The sequence below is a fragment of the Bifidobacterium margollesii genome (assembly GCF_002860355.1).
In the GTDB taxonomy this organism is placed as follows: Bacteria; Actinomycetota; Actinomycetes; order Actinomycetales; family Bifidobacteriaceae; genus Galliscardovia; species Galliscardovia margollesii.
Genome location: NZ_NMWU01000002.1, coordinates 161,856 through 178,191, shown reverse-complemented (window position 1 = coordinate 178,191; position 16,336 = coordinate 161,856). Strand labels below are relative to the sequence as shown.

The following is a 16,336-nucleotide window of genomic DNA, read 5'->3' as shown; positions in this document are numbered from 1 at the left end:
GGGATTCGACAGGAAAGAAGACCCAGACATGACGACATACACGGTTACCGCGGCGGCGACCAGCGACATCGGACTTCGGCGACGCATGAACCAGGACTGCGCACTGACCTCGGACGGCATGTTCCTGGTATTCGACGGCATGGGGGGAGGCGTGGCCGGCGAGGAGGCCAGCGCGGCAGCCCGCAGGGCCTGCGCCCGGCTGGCGATGACCAGCGAACGGTCCAAGGCGGACATCATCCGTGCGCTCGGCGATGCGCATAGACGCGTAACCGAGATCGGTCGCGAGTACGGCGGGGTCTCCGGCACCACGGTCACCGGACTGATTCTGGCACGGGCCACCGATGCCGAGGAGACGGTGGAGATTCCCATGACGGGCAGCGGCTCGCGCCCATCGGTGGCGTTCAACGCGCTCGGCGACTCGTTCGAGACCTCGGGCGACAACGTCTGGTATGTGGTCAACATCGGCGATTCGCGCACCTATCATCTCAATCGCATTATGCCGCTCGCGCACAACACGGAGTCGGCGCGCAACCGTCGGGCGGCCATCGGCGATTTCGGCCCCACACAACACGGCGATCCCGCACAACACGGAGACGGCGACGACCACGACCCGCAGGGGAATCGCAACAGGACCACGACGTGGAACGCCGGCTCGCTCGTCCGAATCACCCGCGATCATTCACGCCGGCAGGAGCTGATCGACTCCGGAACGCTCACCCCGGAACTGGCCGAGCTGACGGTGCCTCGCAACCTGATCACCCAGTGCATCGGATCCCCGACGGGCATCGATCCCGATTTCTTCCGCGCCGATCTGCCCGGACGGTTCATCATCTGCTCCGACGGACTGCACGGCGAGGTGGACGACGACGAGATCGCCGCGATCGCGGCGACGTCCGGCACGCCCAGACAGACCGTGGACAGGCTGGTCGACGCGGCGCTGAGCCACGGAGGCCGGGACAACGTGACCGTGATCGTGGTGGATGTGATCGCCAATCACGACGACGAGGACGAAGAAGCCGAAAACACCAAACCCGACGTCGATTTTCGCCGACGTCGGTTCGCCAGCAACAGCCGAACGGACGGTAAGCAGAACCCTGCCGGCGATCACGACCACACCACCGGCGCACGGGTGAACGACAACCGCGCCGGCAGACGATCCGCCGGCGATCAGGATTCGCTGTGGGGTTTCATCCGCATCCCGCGCGGCGAGGATCTGGACACGCTCGACGACGATACGCTCGACACGCTCAGAAGCGTTCACCGCCCGGCAAATCCCGACCACACGACGAACCCCGACCACACGGATCCCGCACCTACAACGGATCACGACCACGAGAACCACAACCATCCCGACAATCATTCCGACACCGACTCCGATCACCATACGAAAGAGGCCAAGTGACCGACGGCAATCCCCCCGCTTACCACCGAACGACCAGTGATCCCGGCATAACCGGCGCAAACGCCGCGCGACTGCCGCTGATCGTCAGAATCTATGGTGCGCTGTGTCTGACCATCGGCGCCGTGAGCCTGCCGCTGCTCGTGTTTCTCATCGTCGAAGAGGTGAAGTCGCTCTCCCCCGGATCCGTCAACACCTCGCTCACTTTCATCCTCACCGGCGAGCATGCGGTCGTGCTGGTGATCAACGCCGCCGCGCTGATCGTATTCGGCGTGCTGCTGCTGCGCAACCACCGCCATCACGCGGCCCGCTGGGCCTACGGGCTGATCCCGACGACGCTGTTGGAGGGCCTGCTGAATCTCGCCCTCTACGGTCTCGACGTCGCGCTGCTGCTGCCGTTCGTCCAACTGATCCTATTGGTGGTCATCTCGATCACCGCCGATCCCTCGCTGCACGAGGAGCGTCGCCTGCAACGGCGATTGAAGCAGATGAACGCGCGGGACGCCTACGAGGAGTCGGTGCGCATCAACATGGCGGGCCGCGATCTGAGCGGCAAAGGGTATATCAGCCTCGACTTCTTCAACCTGTTCTGGGTGTTCGTCTTCACCTGCGTGATCGGCCTCGGCATCGAAACCGTGTACCACTGGATTCTGTTCGGCGAATATCAGGATCGGGCCGGTCTGCTGTGGGGCCCGTTCTCGCCGATCTACGGGTTCGGCGGAGTGCTGCTCACCGTGTTCCTCAACCGGCTGTGGGACGACAACCCGCTGCTGATCTTCCTCGCCAGTGCGGTGATCGGCGGCGCGTTCGAATACTTCACCAGCTGGTTCATGCAGGCGGCCTTCGGCATCACCGCCTGGGACTACACCGGACAATGGCTGTCGATCAACGGCCGTACCAGCGGCAAGTACATGATCATGTGGGGTCTGCTGGGATTGGCGTGGATCAAACTGTGTCTGCCGCAACTGCTGCGGCTCATCAACCGCATACCGTGGAAATGGCGGTATTCGCTCACCACGGTGGCGTTCGTGCTGATGTTCATCGACGGCACGGCCACCCTGATGGCCTTGGACTGCTGGTATACGCGCATGGCCGGCATGCAGCCGGGCTCGCCGATCGAAACGTTCTTCGGCGAGCATTTCAACGACGCCTATATGCAGCAGCGGTTCCAGACCATGACGATCGACCCCGCGAGCTCCGGTCGCGTGTAGGGGCGTGTGGCGCCGCACCAGCGACAACAACCGCGGCACAGCGCCAAAACCCCTACAGCCAAAACCGCTACAGCCAAAACCCCGCCGCTACACCTGCGGGATGCGCCCCAGTCCGTCGGCCTCGGGAATGGCGGCGAGCAGACGCTGCGTATACGCCTCCTTGGGGTGCTGCCAGATCTCCTCGGTGGGTCCCTGCTCCACGATGTGACCGGACTGCATGACGATCACCCGATCGGCGATCAGCCTTACGACGGCCAGATCATGGCTGATGAACAGCAGTGAGGCACCCGTCTTCAGGCAGACGTCCCGCATCAGCTGGGCGATCTTCGCCTGCAGCGAGGCGTCCAGCGAGGCGATGGGCTCATCGCCGATCAGCAGATCCGCACCGGCCGCCACCGCTCGGGCGATGGCGATACGCTGACGCTGGCCACCACTGAACTGATACGGGTATTCGCCGGCCGCGCTGCGCGGAATCTCCACGAGGTCGAGCAGCTCCTCCACGCTCGGCGCCTCGCCGCGATTCGCCCGGCGACCATCCTCGATCTGATGGCGTATGGTACGTCGGGGGTTGAGCGAGGCGTACGGATTCTGGAACACCATCTGAATGCTCTGGAACTCCTTCGGCCTGCGACGCAGCGTCAACGGCGTGATCTTCTTGCCGTTGAACGTGATCGTACCGCTCTTCGGCCGCTCCAGACCGCAGATCGCCCGGGCCGTGGTGCTCTTGCCGCAACCGGACTCGCCCACCAGACCCACGACCTCGCCGGCCGAAACCTTGAAGGAGATCGAATCCACGGCCGTGTTGACGCGACCACCCGGCTGCTTGTACGCCACGGTGAGATCACTCACCTCCAGCTCGCATCGCATCGGCCGGGGCACCCAGCCCAGAGAGTTCTCCATCGTCTCAGTCATGCTGACCACCCTCCTGCTCCTGCCGCCCGTCCCGAGCGGCCTGCTCGCCCTTCTCGCGCTGCTCCATCATCTGCTTCGGCAGCGAGTCGATCAGCGACTTCGTGTACGGATGCCGCGGATTGCGGATCACATCGTACCGGGAGCCGAGCTCCACGATCTGCCCGCCGCGCATCACGGCGATCTCATCAGCCAGCGCGCTCATCACGCCCAGATCGTGCGTAATCAGGATGATCGTCAGTCCGGTCGTGTCGCACAGATGCCTCAGCAGCTGCAGGATGCCGGCCTGCACGGTCACGTCGAGGGCCGTGGTGGGCTCGTCGGCGATGATCAGATCGGGCTTGCAGGCGATGGCCACGGCGATGGCGATGCGCTGCAGCTGGCCGCCGCTGAACTGGTGCGGATAGCGCCTGAGCGTGCCTTCCGGATCGGGCACCTGCACGAGCTCGAGCAGTTCGATGGCCCGTTTGCGCGCATCCTCCTTGCTCAGTCCGAGGTGGTGGCGCATATGGTCGGTGAGCTGCACGCCGATGCGGATCATCGGGTGCAGGCTGGCGGTCGGATCCTGGAACACCATGGCGATGTGACGGCCGCGGTAGCCGGCCAGCTGCTTGTCGGTCATGGCCAGCAGGTTCTCGCCGTGGTAGTCGATCTCGCCGCTCACCTTGGCGCCCTCGGGCTGGAGTCCGAGCACGGTCATGCCGGTCATGGTCTTGCCGGAACCGGATTCGCCAGCCAGTCCCATCACCTTGCCGGCCGGCACGTCGAGGGAGACGTCCTTGAGGATGTGATGGTCGTCGATCGTGAGGTTGAGGTCACGGATCGAAAGAGCCACGGATTCGTTTTCGCTTTCGTTTTCGCTCATCTCACATCGCCTCGCTTTGAACGTGCTTGCGCATATGGGGGTCGAGCGCATCGCGCAGGGTGTCGCCGATGAAGTTGAAGGCGATCACGACGCTGGAGATGCACAGACCGGGGAAGGTGGCGATCCACCATGCGGAGAAGTTCTGCACGCCTTCGGAGACCATGAAGCCCCATTCCGGCGTGGGCGGCACCGCACCCAGACCGAGGAACGACAGGCCAGAAAGCAGCAGGATCGCGTTGCCGAAGTCGAGCGTGGCCAGCACGAGAATGGACGAGACCACGTTGGGCAGCACATCGACCCGCAGGGTCTGCCACGCGCTGAAACCGAGCAGACGGTCGCTGATCACGTATTCGCTGCCGCGCACGCCGACCACCATCGAGCGCATGATTCGCGCGTACTGCGGCCAGTTCACCACCAGCATGGCGATGACGGCGTTGCCGATGCCCGGGCCGAGGGCCGCGGTGATGACCATGGCGAGGATGATCGGCGGGAAGGCGAGCACCACGTCGGCGAGACGCATGATCGTCTCGTCGAGCACGCGGCCGAAGTAGCCGGCGATCATACCGAGCACGCCGCCGAGCAGCATGGAGAGCACCACCAGCGCGATGGCCACGGGGATCGAGATGCGCGCACCATAGAGTACGCGGGAGAACACGTCGCGGCCGAGTTCGTCGGTGCCGAACCAGTGTGCGCCGGAGGGCGCGGCAAGACGTTCGGCCGTCTGGGCGAGCGGATCGGCCAGCGGCAGCAGCGGACTGATGATCGCCACGATCAGCCAGAACGCCACCACCGTCACGCCGATGACGGCGTAGGCGGTTTTCCACTGGGACGGCAGTTGGAATCGCTTCTTCCGAGGCTTCAGGGCCGGCACGGAGGCGGTCACTTCGTTCGTATCACTCATTGTTCTGCCTCCCTCACTGCACTCTCACGCGCGGATCGATCAGACCGTAGAGCAGGTCGACCACGAAGTTCACGGTGATGTAGATCACGCCGACGGTGAGGCCCACACCCATGATGGCCTGCAGGTCAAGCGATTTGGCCGCCTGGAAGGCGTACTGGCCGAGACCATGCCACGAGAACACGGATTCGACGAGCACGGAGCCGCTCATCAGGCCGCCGAACAGCATGCCGATCATCGTGAGGATCGGCAGCAGGGCGCCACGCAGCACGTAGGCGAAGGTGATACGGGCGGAGCCGAGGCCCTTGGCTCGGGCCGCGGTGACGTAGTCCTGGCTGAGCACCTCAAGCACGGAACTGCGGCAGAAGCGCAGCAGGAAGCCGACCGTCCACAGGATCATGACGAGGGCCGGCAGCACCGCGTGGGAGACGGCGTTGGCGGCCAGTGCCGGATCGCCGGCGAGCAGTGCGTCGGTGATGTACATGCCGGTGACCTGCGGCGGCGCGGTGAACGTGGGGTCGAGACGTCCGGTGCCGGGGAACAGGCCCAGCTTGTAGAAGAAGAAGTAGAAGCACAGCATGGCCAGCCAGAACGACGGCACGGAAATGCCGAGCAGGCTGAGCAGGCGGATCACCTGATCGGAGAAGCGACGGTTGTGCAGGGCCGCATACAGGCCGAGACCGACGCCGATGATCACGGAGATGACCAAGGTGATCAGGGCCAGTTCCATGGTGGCGGGCAGCGCCTGGGAGAGATCCTGTGCCACCGGGTTGTGGGTTTGCGCGCTGGTGCCCATGTCGCCGTGCAGCAGACGCTGCAGGTAGAGCAGATACTGGACGGGAAGCGGCTTGTCGAGTCCCATCTGGTGACGCATGTTGGCCACGATCGCGGGATCGGCGGCTGCGGCTTCGCCGAGAACCGCGGTCACCGGGTCGGCCGGCACGAGATTGGTGAGGATGAAGGTCACCAAGGTGACGCCGATGGCGAGGAAGATGCTGACGATGAATCGGATGCCGGCATACCGCACAAAGGGGTGCGCCCCGAAAAAGCTCTGGCGGGAGCTTTCCGGGGCGGACTTCCCTGTCGCGGCTTTACCGGGCGCGGTTGCGGTTGCGCTCATGGTATTGCCTTAGATTGGGTTGATATTGCAGGCCTTGGAGTCGACGATCACTTCACCGACGCGAGATCGGTGTACCAGATCGGGTTGTAGGTGACGCCGGAGAGGTTGGATGCGTAGGCGAGACGGCCGGCCGGGGTGACGATCGGCACGAACGGGCCGCCGTCGTTCATCTTCTGCTGGGCCTCCTGGAAGGCCTTGGCGCGAGCGTCCTTGTCGATCGTGGTCTGGGCCTTGTCGAAGGCAGGCTTGGCGGCTTCGGCGCTGGCGATGCCGGCACCGGTCTTCCAGCCGGCGTGCAGGCCGGTGGCGGCGTCGGGGCCGAAGGCGGCGTAGTCGCCGGCCTCCGGGTAGTCGGCGCCCCAGTAGGCGATCGACGACTGGGCGGTGCCGTTGCGGTAGACGTCAAGCCAAGCTGTGGACGACAGCGGCTTGAGTTCGAGGTTGATGCCCGCGGCCTTGACCTGCTCCTGCACCTTCTGGGCGAGGTTCTGCAGGTTCACACCGCCGATGGCCATGTCGGAAGGCACCACGAGTTCGACCTTCTCGCCCTTGTAACCGCTCTTGGCGAGCAGTTCCTTGGCCTTGGCAAGGTCGTAGGTGTTGTGCTCGTCGGACTTGAGCGAACCGCTCAGGGCGGGCGGGATGATGCCGCCGGGCTGCACGGCGCCGTCGCCGACGAACTTCAGGATCTCGTCGTAGTTGATGGCGTGACGGAACGCGTTGATGAAGTTCGGGTCGGAGGCGACCTTGCCGTACTGCTTTCCGGCGTTGATGTAGGCGTACAGCGTGTACAGCGACGGCGAGCTGGTCACCTTGATCTTGGAGGAGTCCAGACCCTTGACGTCATCGGCGCCGAGGTCGAACGCGATCTGGGCGCTGCCGGCCTGCACGTTCACCTTCTGGGTGGCGGCGGTGGTGTTCTGGATCACGACGTTGGTGTACTTCGGCTTGTCGTTGGAGGTGTACTTGTCGTTGGCGGCGAGCTTGACCTCGCTCTTGATGTCGGCGGAGGAGATCTTGTACGGACCGGAGCCGGCGGAGTTGGAGTTCAGCCAGGTTTCGGCCTTGTCGTTGGTGTCGGTGGTGCCGCCGTGCTCCTCAACGACCTTCTTCTCCACCACACCGGTGGAGGGGAACGCCAGCACGTACGGCAGTGCCGGATAGGCCACGGAGCTGGTGAGCGTCACGGTCTTGTCGTCCTTCTTGGCCACCTTCACCGGCTTGCCGGCCGGATCGGTGAGCAGGAACGACGGGTTGCCCTGCATACCCTGCAGGCGCTCGAGGCTGAAGGTCAGATCGTCGGCGGTCACCTTGGCGCCGCTGGAGAAGGTGTGGCCGTCCTGAACGGTGAGGGTCACGGTCTTGGCGTCGGCGCTCATCTCGTACTTGGCGACGCCGGGCTCCACCTTGGAGAAGTCGTTGCCGTTGTCGGCGTAGGCCAGCGGGGTCTCATAGACCTGATGGCTCACCATATTGCTGGTGAATTCGTAGGCGCGGGCCGGGTCGAAGGACTTGGCGTCGAAGTTGGTGTTCACGACCAGCGATGAGCCGGACGAGGCAGATGAACCGGTGGACGAACCACCGCAGGCGGCGAGGCCGGCCGCCATGGCGAGTGCGGAGACGGCCGCGGCCGCACGCACGATCAGGGATTTTCTCATATTTCCTCCTCAGGAGCTTTTCAAACTCTTATTGAAGGAATGTACTGTTATCCGTCCATAACGGTTTTATGACGTCCACATTGCGAAAACTATGAAAATTCACACGCGCTTAACACGTCACTCGATTCAATAACACAAAAATGGGCGTGATCCAAACACGAAATTCGGATCACGCCCGTTTGCTCGCTCCCGGAGGGAGTCTACCGGAATCGGCTTATCGACTACTTGTTCGACTCAGTCCCGTCGTCCGTGGCCGGAGCATCGGAACCCTGATCGGCAGAACCGTTGTCGCCGGAACCGCTCGCGCCATGCGCGTCGGCCTGGCCGCCGAGATCGCCCAGATCACCCAGATCGGACTGACCGCCCAGATCGTTGAGGAAGTCGTCGGGGTTGAAGTCGTCGCCAAGGCTCAGATCGCCGAAGTCGATGTTGGAGAAGTCCACATCGCTCAGATCGGCGTCGGAGAGGTCCATGAGACCATCGGAGCCGTCCTCGGACAGGCCGAAGCTCGGGTAGATGGTGTCGCGGATCGCCTTGTCGGGCTCCACCTCGGCGTTGCGGTACCGGGCCAGACCGGTACCGGCCGGGATGAGCTTGCCGATGATGACGTTCTCCTTGAGGCCCTTGAGGTCGTCGACCTTCTGGTTCAGGGCGGCTTCGGTGAGCACACGGGTGGTCTCCTGGAACGATGCGGCCGACAGCCACGAATCGGTGGCCAGGGAGGCCTTGGTGATGCCCATCAGCTCGGGACGTCCGGTGGCGGGCTTCTTGCCGGCCTTCAGCGCGGCCTTGTTCAGCTCCTTGAACCGGGCCTTGTCCACAAGCTCGCCGGGCAGCAGTTCGGTGTCGCCGGAGTCGAGCACGGTGTAGCGGCGCAGCATCTGGTGCACGATGACCTCGATGTGCTTGTCGTGGATGTCCACACCCTGGGAGCGGTACACGGTGTGCACTTCCTCCACGATGTTCACCTGCGCGGCGCGGGCGCCCATGATGCGCAGGATCTTCTTCGGATCCACGGAACCCTCGATCAGCTGGGTGCCGCGCTTGATGTGCTCGCCGTCCTTGACCAGCAGCGGAGCACGGCGGGTCACCTTGTAGACCAGCTGCTCCACCTTCTCGCCGTCGGAGTCACGCGCCTCCGGATCGTCCGGGGTGAGCGTGACGGTACGGCCGGCCTCGGTGTCCTCCACCTTCACGGTGCCGTCGTAGGCGGCGATCGGAGCCTCGCCCTTAGGCGTACGGGCTTCGAAAAGCTCCGTGACACGGGGAAGACCCTGGGTGATGTCGGATGCCGAAGCCACACCGCCGGAGTGGAAGGAACGCAGCGTCAGCTGGGTGCCGGGCTCGCCGATGGACTGGGCCGCCACGATGCCGACGGCCTCGCCGATGTCCACCAGGGTGTTGGTGGCCAGCGACCAGCCGTAGCACTTGGCGCACACGCCGCGCTTGGATTCGCAGGTGAGCACGGAGCGGGCCTTGACCTCCTCCACGCCGTGGGCCACGAGATCGTTGATCACGTCCATCGACAGGGCGTCGTCGCGCTTGTACAGCACGGTCTTGCCGTCGGCCGGATCGATCACGTCGGCGGCCAGCAGACGGGAGTACGGGCCACCGTCGGCGGCCTTGACCAGCACGAGGTTGCCGTCGGCGTCGCGTTCGCCGACCTTCATGACCAGACCCTGCTTGGTGCCGCAGTCCTCCTCGCGCACGATCACGTCCTGCGAGACGTCGACCAGACGACGGGTGAGGTAGCCCGACTCGGCGGTACGCAGTGCGGTATCGGCCAGACCCTTACGGGCGCCGTGCTGGGAGATGAAGTACTCCAGCACCGTCAGACCGTCGCGGTAGTTCGACTTCACCGGTCGGGGGATGATCTCGCCCTTCGGGTTGGCCACGAGGCCACGGATGCCGGCGATCTGGTTGATCTGCATCATGTTTCCTCGTGCACCGGACTGCACGATGATCGACAGGTTGTTCTGCGGATCGAAATGCTCCTCGACGGCCTTGGAGACCTTGTTGGTGCATTCGGTCCACAGGTCGATCAGCTCCTGACGACGTTCCTCGTCGGTGAGCAGACCCATGTCGTACTGCGAGTTGATCTTGCTCGCCTGCTCCTCGGATTCGGCCACGAGTTCGTCGCGCTCCGGCGGCTCGATGACGTCGGAGAACGCGAAGGTGACGCCCGACCACGGGGCGCGGGTGAAGCCCATGTCCTTCAGCGCGTCCAGCGTGGCGGCCACCTGCTGGGTGGAGTAGCGGGAGGCGATGTCGTCGACGATGCCGGCGAGCTGCTTCTTGGCCACCTGACGGTTGATGAACGGGTAGTCCACGGGCAGCGTGCTGTTGAACAGGAAGCGTCCGTAGCTGGTGGCGAACAGCGTGGAGCCGTCGGAGAAACGCTCCTCCTTCACGGTAGCCGGGCCGCCGTCCTGCGGGTCGACGACCTCGACCTCGCCGGGCTCCCAGTCCTTGGGCAGCACGAAGTCGGCGGGCACGCGGATGAGCACCTTGGCCTGGATGTCGATCTCATGCAGGTCGAGGGCCATGCGGCACTCGTCGAGCGAGGAGAACACGCGGCCCTGACCCTTCGCGCCGTCGATGACGGTGGACAGGTAGTACAGGCCGAGGATCATGTCCTGGCTCGGCATGGTCACGGTGTGGCCGTCGGCCGGCTTGAGGATGTTGTCGGAAGCCATCATCAGCGAGCGGGCCTCGGCCTGGGCCTCGGCGCTCAGCGGCAGGTGCACGGCCATCTGATCGCCGTCGAAGTCGGCGTTGAAGGCGGCGCAGGCCAGCGGCGGCAGGTGGATGGCCTTGCCCTCCACCAGAATCGGCTCGAAGGCCTGAATGCCCAGACGGTGCAGCGTAGGCGCACGGTTGAGCAGCACTGGATGCTCGGAGATGACCTCCTCGAGCACGCCCCACACCTCGGAGTCGCCGCGATCGACCAGACGCTTCGCGCTCTTCATGTTCTGCGCGTAGTTGAGATCGACCAGACGCTTGATGACGAACGGCTTGAACAGCTCCAGGGCCATCGGCTTGGGCAGACCGCACTGGTGCATGCGCAGGGACGGGCCGACGACGATCACGGAACGACCGGAGTAGTCGACTCGCTTGCCGAGCAGGTTCTGACGGAAACGACCCTGCTTGCCCTTGAGCATGTCGGACAGCGACTTGAGCGGACGGTTGGAGGCGCCGGTGACCGGGCGACCGCGACGGCCGTTGTCGAACAGCGAGTCCACGGCCTCCTGCAGCATGCGCTTCTCGTTGTTGAGCATGATCTCCGGAGCGCCGAGCTCGATGAGTCGCTTGAGTCGGTTGTTGCGGTTGATCACACGACGGTACAGGTCGTTGAGATCGGAGGTCGCGAAACGACCGCCGTCGAGCTGGACCATCGGGCGCAGATCCGGCGGGATCACCGGGATCACGTCGAGCACCATGGCCTCCGGGCTGTTGCCGGTGGACAGGAAGGCGTTGATGACCTTCAGACGCTTGAGGGCGCGGGCCTTGCGCTGACCCTGCTTGGTGGTGGCGATGACGTTGCGCAGCTCCTCGGCCTCGGCCTTCAGGTCGAAGTCCTGCAGACGCTTCTTGATCGCCTCGGCGCCCATGCAGCCCTCGAAGTAGTCGCCGTAATCGTCGACCATCTCGCGCCACAGATCCACGTCGCCTTCCATATCGCCGGGCTTGAGGCCCTGGAAGCGATCCCACACGGCCGTGTGGCGGGCGATCTCGTCGTTGTAGCGCTTGCGGATGGCCTTGAGATCACGCTCGGCGGCATTGCGCAGCTTGGCCTTGGCCGAACGGGCGTCCCCGCCTTCGGCCTCAAGCTCGCCCATGTCCTCCTCAAGCTTCACGGCACGCTTGTGGATCTCGTTATCGCGGGCCTTCTCAAGGTTCTGGATGCGAACCTCGAACTCGTCCTGCAGGTCGGGCATGTCCTTGTGACGCTGCTCCTCGTCCACGCTCGTCACCATGTAGGCAGCGAAGTAGATGACCTTCTCCAGGTACTTCGGCGGAATGTCGAGCAGGTAGCCCAGACGGCTCGGCACGCCCTTGAAGAACCAGATGTGGGTCACGGGGGCGGCCAGCTCGATGTGGCCCATGCGCTCACGGCGCACGCGGGACTTGGTGACCTCCACGCCGCATCGCTCGCACACGATGCCCTTGAAGCGCACGCGCTTGTACTTGCCGCAGGCGCACTCCCAGTCGCGGGTCGGTCCGAAGATCTGTTCGCCGAACAGACCGTCCTTCTCCGGCTTCAGCGTACGGTAGTTGATGGTCTCGGGCTTCTTGACCTCGCCATAGCTCCAGTTGCGAATGTCCTCGGAGCTGGCCAGACCGATCCTCATCTTGTCAAATGCATTAACGTCCAGCACTTAGTTGTCCTGTCTTGGTAGATCTTTACTGCTTTACGGTTGTGGGTGCGCCGCCCGCTCCCCGCGGGCGGCGCGTCTGGATCAGCGGTACTGCGGTTCCTCGGACTCTGCCGGGGCGCTGGCGCCGGCCTCGGGTCGGGCGCCGATGTTGAAGCCCAGATCGTCCGCGGCGGAGACGGGATCGTCGTCCTCCTCCTTCATGTCGATCGCCACGCCGTCGGCGTTGAGCACCTCGACGTTCAGCGACAGGGACTGCATTTCCTTGAGCAGCACCTTGAAGGATTCCGGAATGCCGGCGGAGGGCAGGTTCTCGCCCTTCACGATCGCGCCGTAGACGCGCACGCGGCCGTCGACGTCATCGGACTTGATGGTCATCATCTCGTGCAGCGTGTATGCGGCACCGTAGGCCTCAAGGGCCCACACCTCCATCTCGCCGAATCGCTGGCCACCGAACTGGGCCTTGCCGCCCAGCGGCTGCTGGGTGATCATCGAGTACGGGCCGGTGGAACGCGCGTGGATCTTGTCGTCGACCAGGTGATGCAGCTTCAGCATGTACATGTAGCCCACGGAGATCGGGCGGCTGAACCGTTCGCCGGTACGGCCGTCGAACAGCCAGGCCTTGCCGTCGTCGCCCACCATGCGCTCGCCGTCGCGGTTCGGCAGGGTGGTCTTGAGCAGACCGTTGATGGCGTCCTGACGCACGCCGTCGAACACCGGGGTGGCCACCGGGGTGTTCGGATCGCCCTTCTCGGCGCCGGCCGGAATGTGCTTCTTCCACGCGGCCTCAAGGTTCGGATCGATGTTGATGTCCCAGCCGGAATGCGCGATCCAGCCGAGGTGCAGCTCCAGCACCTGGCCGAGGTTCATTCGGGAAGGCACACCCAGCGGGTTGAGCATGATGTCGATCGGCGTACCGTCGGCGAGGAACGGCATGTCCTCCTCCGGCAGGATGCGGGAGATCACACCCTTGTTGCCGTGACGGCCGGAGAGCTTGTCGCCCTGGGTGATCTTGCGGTGCTGGGCGATGTAGACGCGGATCATGTGGTTCACGCCGGTGGGCAGCTCATCGCCGTCCTCCTCGGCGTCCTCCTTGGTGATCTCCTTGACGGCGATCACGGTGCCGGTCTCGCCGTGGGGCACACGCAGGGAGGTGTCGCGCACCTCGCGGCTCTTCTCGCCGAAGATGGCACGCAGCAGACGCTCCTCCGGGGTCAGTTCGGTCTCGCCCTTCGGGGTGACCTTGCCGACGAGGATGTCGCCGGCCTCGACCTCGGCGCCGATGCGGATGATGCCGCGCTCGTCGAGGTTGGACACGGCGTCCTCGCTCACGTTCGGCAGATCGCGGGTGATCTCCTCGGCGCCCAGCTTGGTCTCGCGGGCGTCGATCTCGTACTCCTCGATGTGAATGGAGCTGAGGGTGTCGTCCTGCACGAGGCGCTGCGAGATGATCACGGCGTCCTCGTAGTTGTAGCCGTTCCACGGCATGAACGCGACCAGCAGGTTCTTGCCCAGCGCCATCTCGCCCTGCTCGGTGGCGGGGCCGTCGGCCAGCACGGTGCCCTTCTCCACGCGCTCGCCCTCATGGATGAGCGGCACCTGGTTGTAGCAGGTCGTCTGGTTGGAGCGCTGGAACTTGGCCAGCTTGTAGGAGCTGGTGGTGCCGTCGTCGTTCATCGTGCGGATGATGTCGGCGGAGCAGTAGGTCACCACGCCGTCCTTCTCGGCGAGGATCACGTCGCCGGAGTCGACCGCGGCACGCCATTCGCCGCCGGTGCCCACCAGCGGACGCTCGGACTTGATCAGCGGCACGGCCTGACGCTGCATGTTGGCACCCATCAGTGCTCGGTGGCCCTCGTCGTGCTCGAGGAACGGGATCAGCGAGGCGCCGACGGAAACCATCTGGCGAGGTGAGACGTCCATGTAATCGACGGAGCTCACCGGCACATCGACGGCCTCCTCCTCGTTGACGCGGGCAAGGGCGTCCTTGGAGATGAAGTTGCCGTTCTCGTCAAGCTCCTGGTTGGCCTGGGCGATCACATGCTCGGCCTCGCGGTCGGCGGTCATGTACACCACGTCGTTGGTCACGTGACCGTCGACGACCTTGCGGTACGGCGTTTCGATGAAGCCGAACGGGTTGATGCGGCCGAAGGTGGCCAGCGAGCCGATCAGACCGATGTTCGGGCCTTCAGGGGATTCGATCGGGCACATGCGGCCGAAGTGGGACGGGTGCACGTCTCGCACCTCCATGGAGGCGCGGTCGCGGGACAGGCCGCCGGGGCCCAGTGCGGACAGACGGCGCTTGTTGGTGATGCCGGCCAGCGGGTTGTTCTGATCCATGAACTGGCTCAGCTGGGAGGTGCCGAAGAACTCCTTGATCGTGGCGGCCACGGGACGGATGTTAAGCAGGGACTGCGGGGTGATGGCCTCGGCGTCCTGCGTGGTCATGCGCTCGCGCACCACGCGCTCCATACGGCTCAGACCGGTGCGCAGCTGGTTCTGGATCAGCTCGCCGACCTGACGGATGCGGCGGTTGCCGAAGTGGTCGATGTCGTCCACGTCGACGCGAAGATCCACGTCCTCGCCGTCGCGCTTGCCCGGGAAGGTGTCGCCACCGGCGTGCAGGGTGCACAGGTACTTGATGGTGGCCACGATGTCCTCGAGCTTGAGGCTGCGATCGTTGACGTCGCCTTCGAGACCGAGCTTGCGGTTGATCTTGTAGCGGCCGACGCGGGCCAGATCGTAGCGCTTGGTGTTGAAGTAGAAGGAGTCGAGCAGGTTGCGTCCGGCCTCCGGGGTCGCGGTGTCGCCGGGGCGGATCTTGCGGTACAGCTCGGTGAGGGCCCGGTTGCGGATCTCCTCGTCGCTCGGACGCTCGGCGGTCAGGTCGGGACGGCCGTTGGTGTCCTTCGGGGTCACTGCCTCGACTTCCTTGGCCAGGGAGTCGAGCACCAGCGGGTAGCCCTGGAACTCGTCGTGGATCTCGCGTTCGGTCATGCCGATGGCCTCAAGGAACACCACGGCGGACTGCTTGCGCTTGCGATCCACGCGCACGCCGAGCACGTCGCGCTTGTCGATCTCGAACTCCAGCCATGCGCCGCGGCTCGGGATGATCTTCGCGCCGAAGACCTCCTTGTCGCTCGTCCTGTCGCGGGAACGGTCGAAGTACACGCCCGGGGAGCGCACGAGCTGGGAGACGATCACTCGCTCGGTGCCGCCGATGATGAAGGTGCCGTGCGGGGTCTGCAGCGGGAAGTCACCCATGAACACCGTCTGGCTCTTGATCTCGCCGGTGTCGTTGTTGCAGAACTCGGCGTTCACGTACAGCGGAGCGGAGTAGGTGTAGTCCTTCTCCTTGCACTCCTGAACGCTGTGACGGGGCTCCTCGAAGTAGGGGTTGGAGAACGTGAGGCTCATGGTCTGGGCGAAGTTCTCGATCGGGGAGATCTCCTCGAACACTTCGGAAAGACCGGAGGTGTGGGGCACGGTGATGGTGCCGTTGGCCTCGTCCTCCTCGACGCGCTTCTTCCAGCGCTCGTTGCCGATCAGCCAGTCGAAGCTGTCGGTCTGGACGCCCAGCAGGTAGGGGACGTCGATGGGTTCCTTGATGGAACCGAAGTTCACGCGGGGGCTCGCCTTGTGGAGCTTGATGTCATGCTCATCCGCGCGAGCATAGGTTTTGGTGGTGCTCTGTGTGTTTTCGGCAGCCAAGATGGGGTTATCCTTCTCGTTCGCTGTGTATCCAATAGCCAGGGAACGGCGGTCGCGGCGCCGCAACTACCAAACGGCTAGCGGGCCATTCCCCCAGTCTGATGTATGCCCGCTATATGACACACGTCACTAAACGTCAAAATGCTATCACATATCGGCGTGTCGCACAATCTGCGTGTCGTATCATTT

General features: G+C 64.4%; 9 protein-coding genes. 2 read left to right on the top strand and 7 right to left on the bottom strand.

All coding sequences use genetic code 11. From position 1 onward, the window contains the following. Nucleotides 1–28: 28 nt before the first annotated feature. Both Uis1B_RS12180 and Uis1B_RS00795 read left to right on the top strand, forming a co-directional pair. Complete coding sequence (locus Uis1B_RS12180) at nucleotides 29–1,402, top strand: PP2C family protein-serine/threonine phosphatase (RefSeq protein ID WP_133124781.1); 1,374 nt, start codon at nucleotides 29–31, stop codon at nucleotides 1,400–1,402. After that, nucleotides 1,399–2,610 (top strand): putative ABC transporter permease, encoded by a 1,212-nt coding sequence (locus Uis1B_RS00795; RefSeq protein WP_101614620.1) that lies wholly within the window; start codon nucleotides 1,399–1,401, stop codon nucleotides 2,608–2,610. Before Uis1B_RS12180 ends, Uis1B_RS00795 begins: the two co-directional genes overlap by 4 nt. 87 nt (nucleotides 2,611–2,697) lie before the next feature. On the opposite strand, the gene Uis1B_RS00790 is transcribed toward Uis1B_RS00795, so the two are convergent. The 7 genes from Uis1B_RS00790 to rpoB form a co-directional block, all read right to left on the bottom strand. After that, nucleotides 2,698–3,522, bottom strand: a complete 825-nt coding sequence (locus Uis1B_RS00790) for an ABC transporter ATP-binding protein (protein WP_207763348.1) — start codon at nucleotides 3,520–3,522, stop codon at nucleotides 2,698–2,700. Continuing rightward, nucleotides 3,515–4,384 carry an ABC transporter ATP-binding protein gene (locus Uis1B_RS00785; protein ID WP_101614616.1) on the bottom strand — a complete coding sequence of 290 codons (870 nt, stop codon included), beginning with the start codon at nucleotides 4,382–4,384 and terminating at the stop codon, nucleotides 3,515–3,517. Before Uis1B_RS00785 ends, Uis1B_RS00790 begins: the two co-directional genes overlap by 8 nt. Nucleotide 4,385: 1 nt before the next feature. Then, nucleotides 4,386–5,285 carry an ABC transporter permease gene (locus Uis1B_RS00780; protein WP_101614615.1) on the bottom strand — a complete coding sequence of 300 codons (900 nt, stop codon included), beginning with the start codon at nucleotides 5,283–5,285 and terminating at the stop codon, nucleotides 4,386–4,388. 13 nt (nucleotides 5,286–5,298) lie between these two features. Next, nucleotides 5,299–6,402, bottom strand: a complete 1,104-nt coding sequence (locus tag Uis1B_RS00775; protein WP_101614613.1) for an ABC transporter permease — start codon at nucleotides 6,400–6,402, stop codon at nucleotides 5,299–5,301. Between the two features lie 47 nt (nucleotides 6,403–6,449). Beyond that, nucleotides 6,450–8,060, bottom strand: coding sequence for an ABC transporter substrate-binding protein (locus Uis1B_RS00770; RefSeq protein ID WP_101614611.1), 1,611 nt, complete (start codon nucleotides 8,058–8,060; stop codon nucleotides 6,450–6,452). 221 nt (nucleotides 8,061–8,281) lie between these two features. Continuing rightward, a complete protein-coding gene (locus Uis1B_RS00765) occupies nucleotides 8,282–12,439 on the bottom strand; it encodes a DNA-directed RNA polymerase subunit beta' (RefSeq protein ID WP_101614609.1) in 4,158 nt (1,385 codons plus the stop codon). A gap of 81 nt (nucleotides 12,440–12,520) precedes the next feature. Continuing rightward, nucleotides 12,521–16,147: a DNA-directed RNA polymerase subunit beta gene (gene rpoB, locus Uis1B_RS00760; RefSeq protein WP_101614607.1), complete on the bottom strand. Its 3,627-nt coding sequence runs from the start codon at nucleotides 16,145–16,147 to the stop codon at nucleotides 12,521–12,523. Between the last annotated feature and the right edge of the window lie 189 nt (nucleotides 16,148–16,336).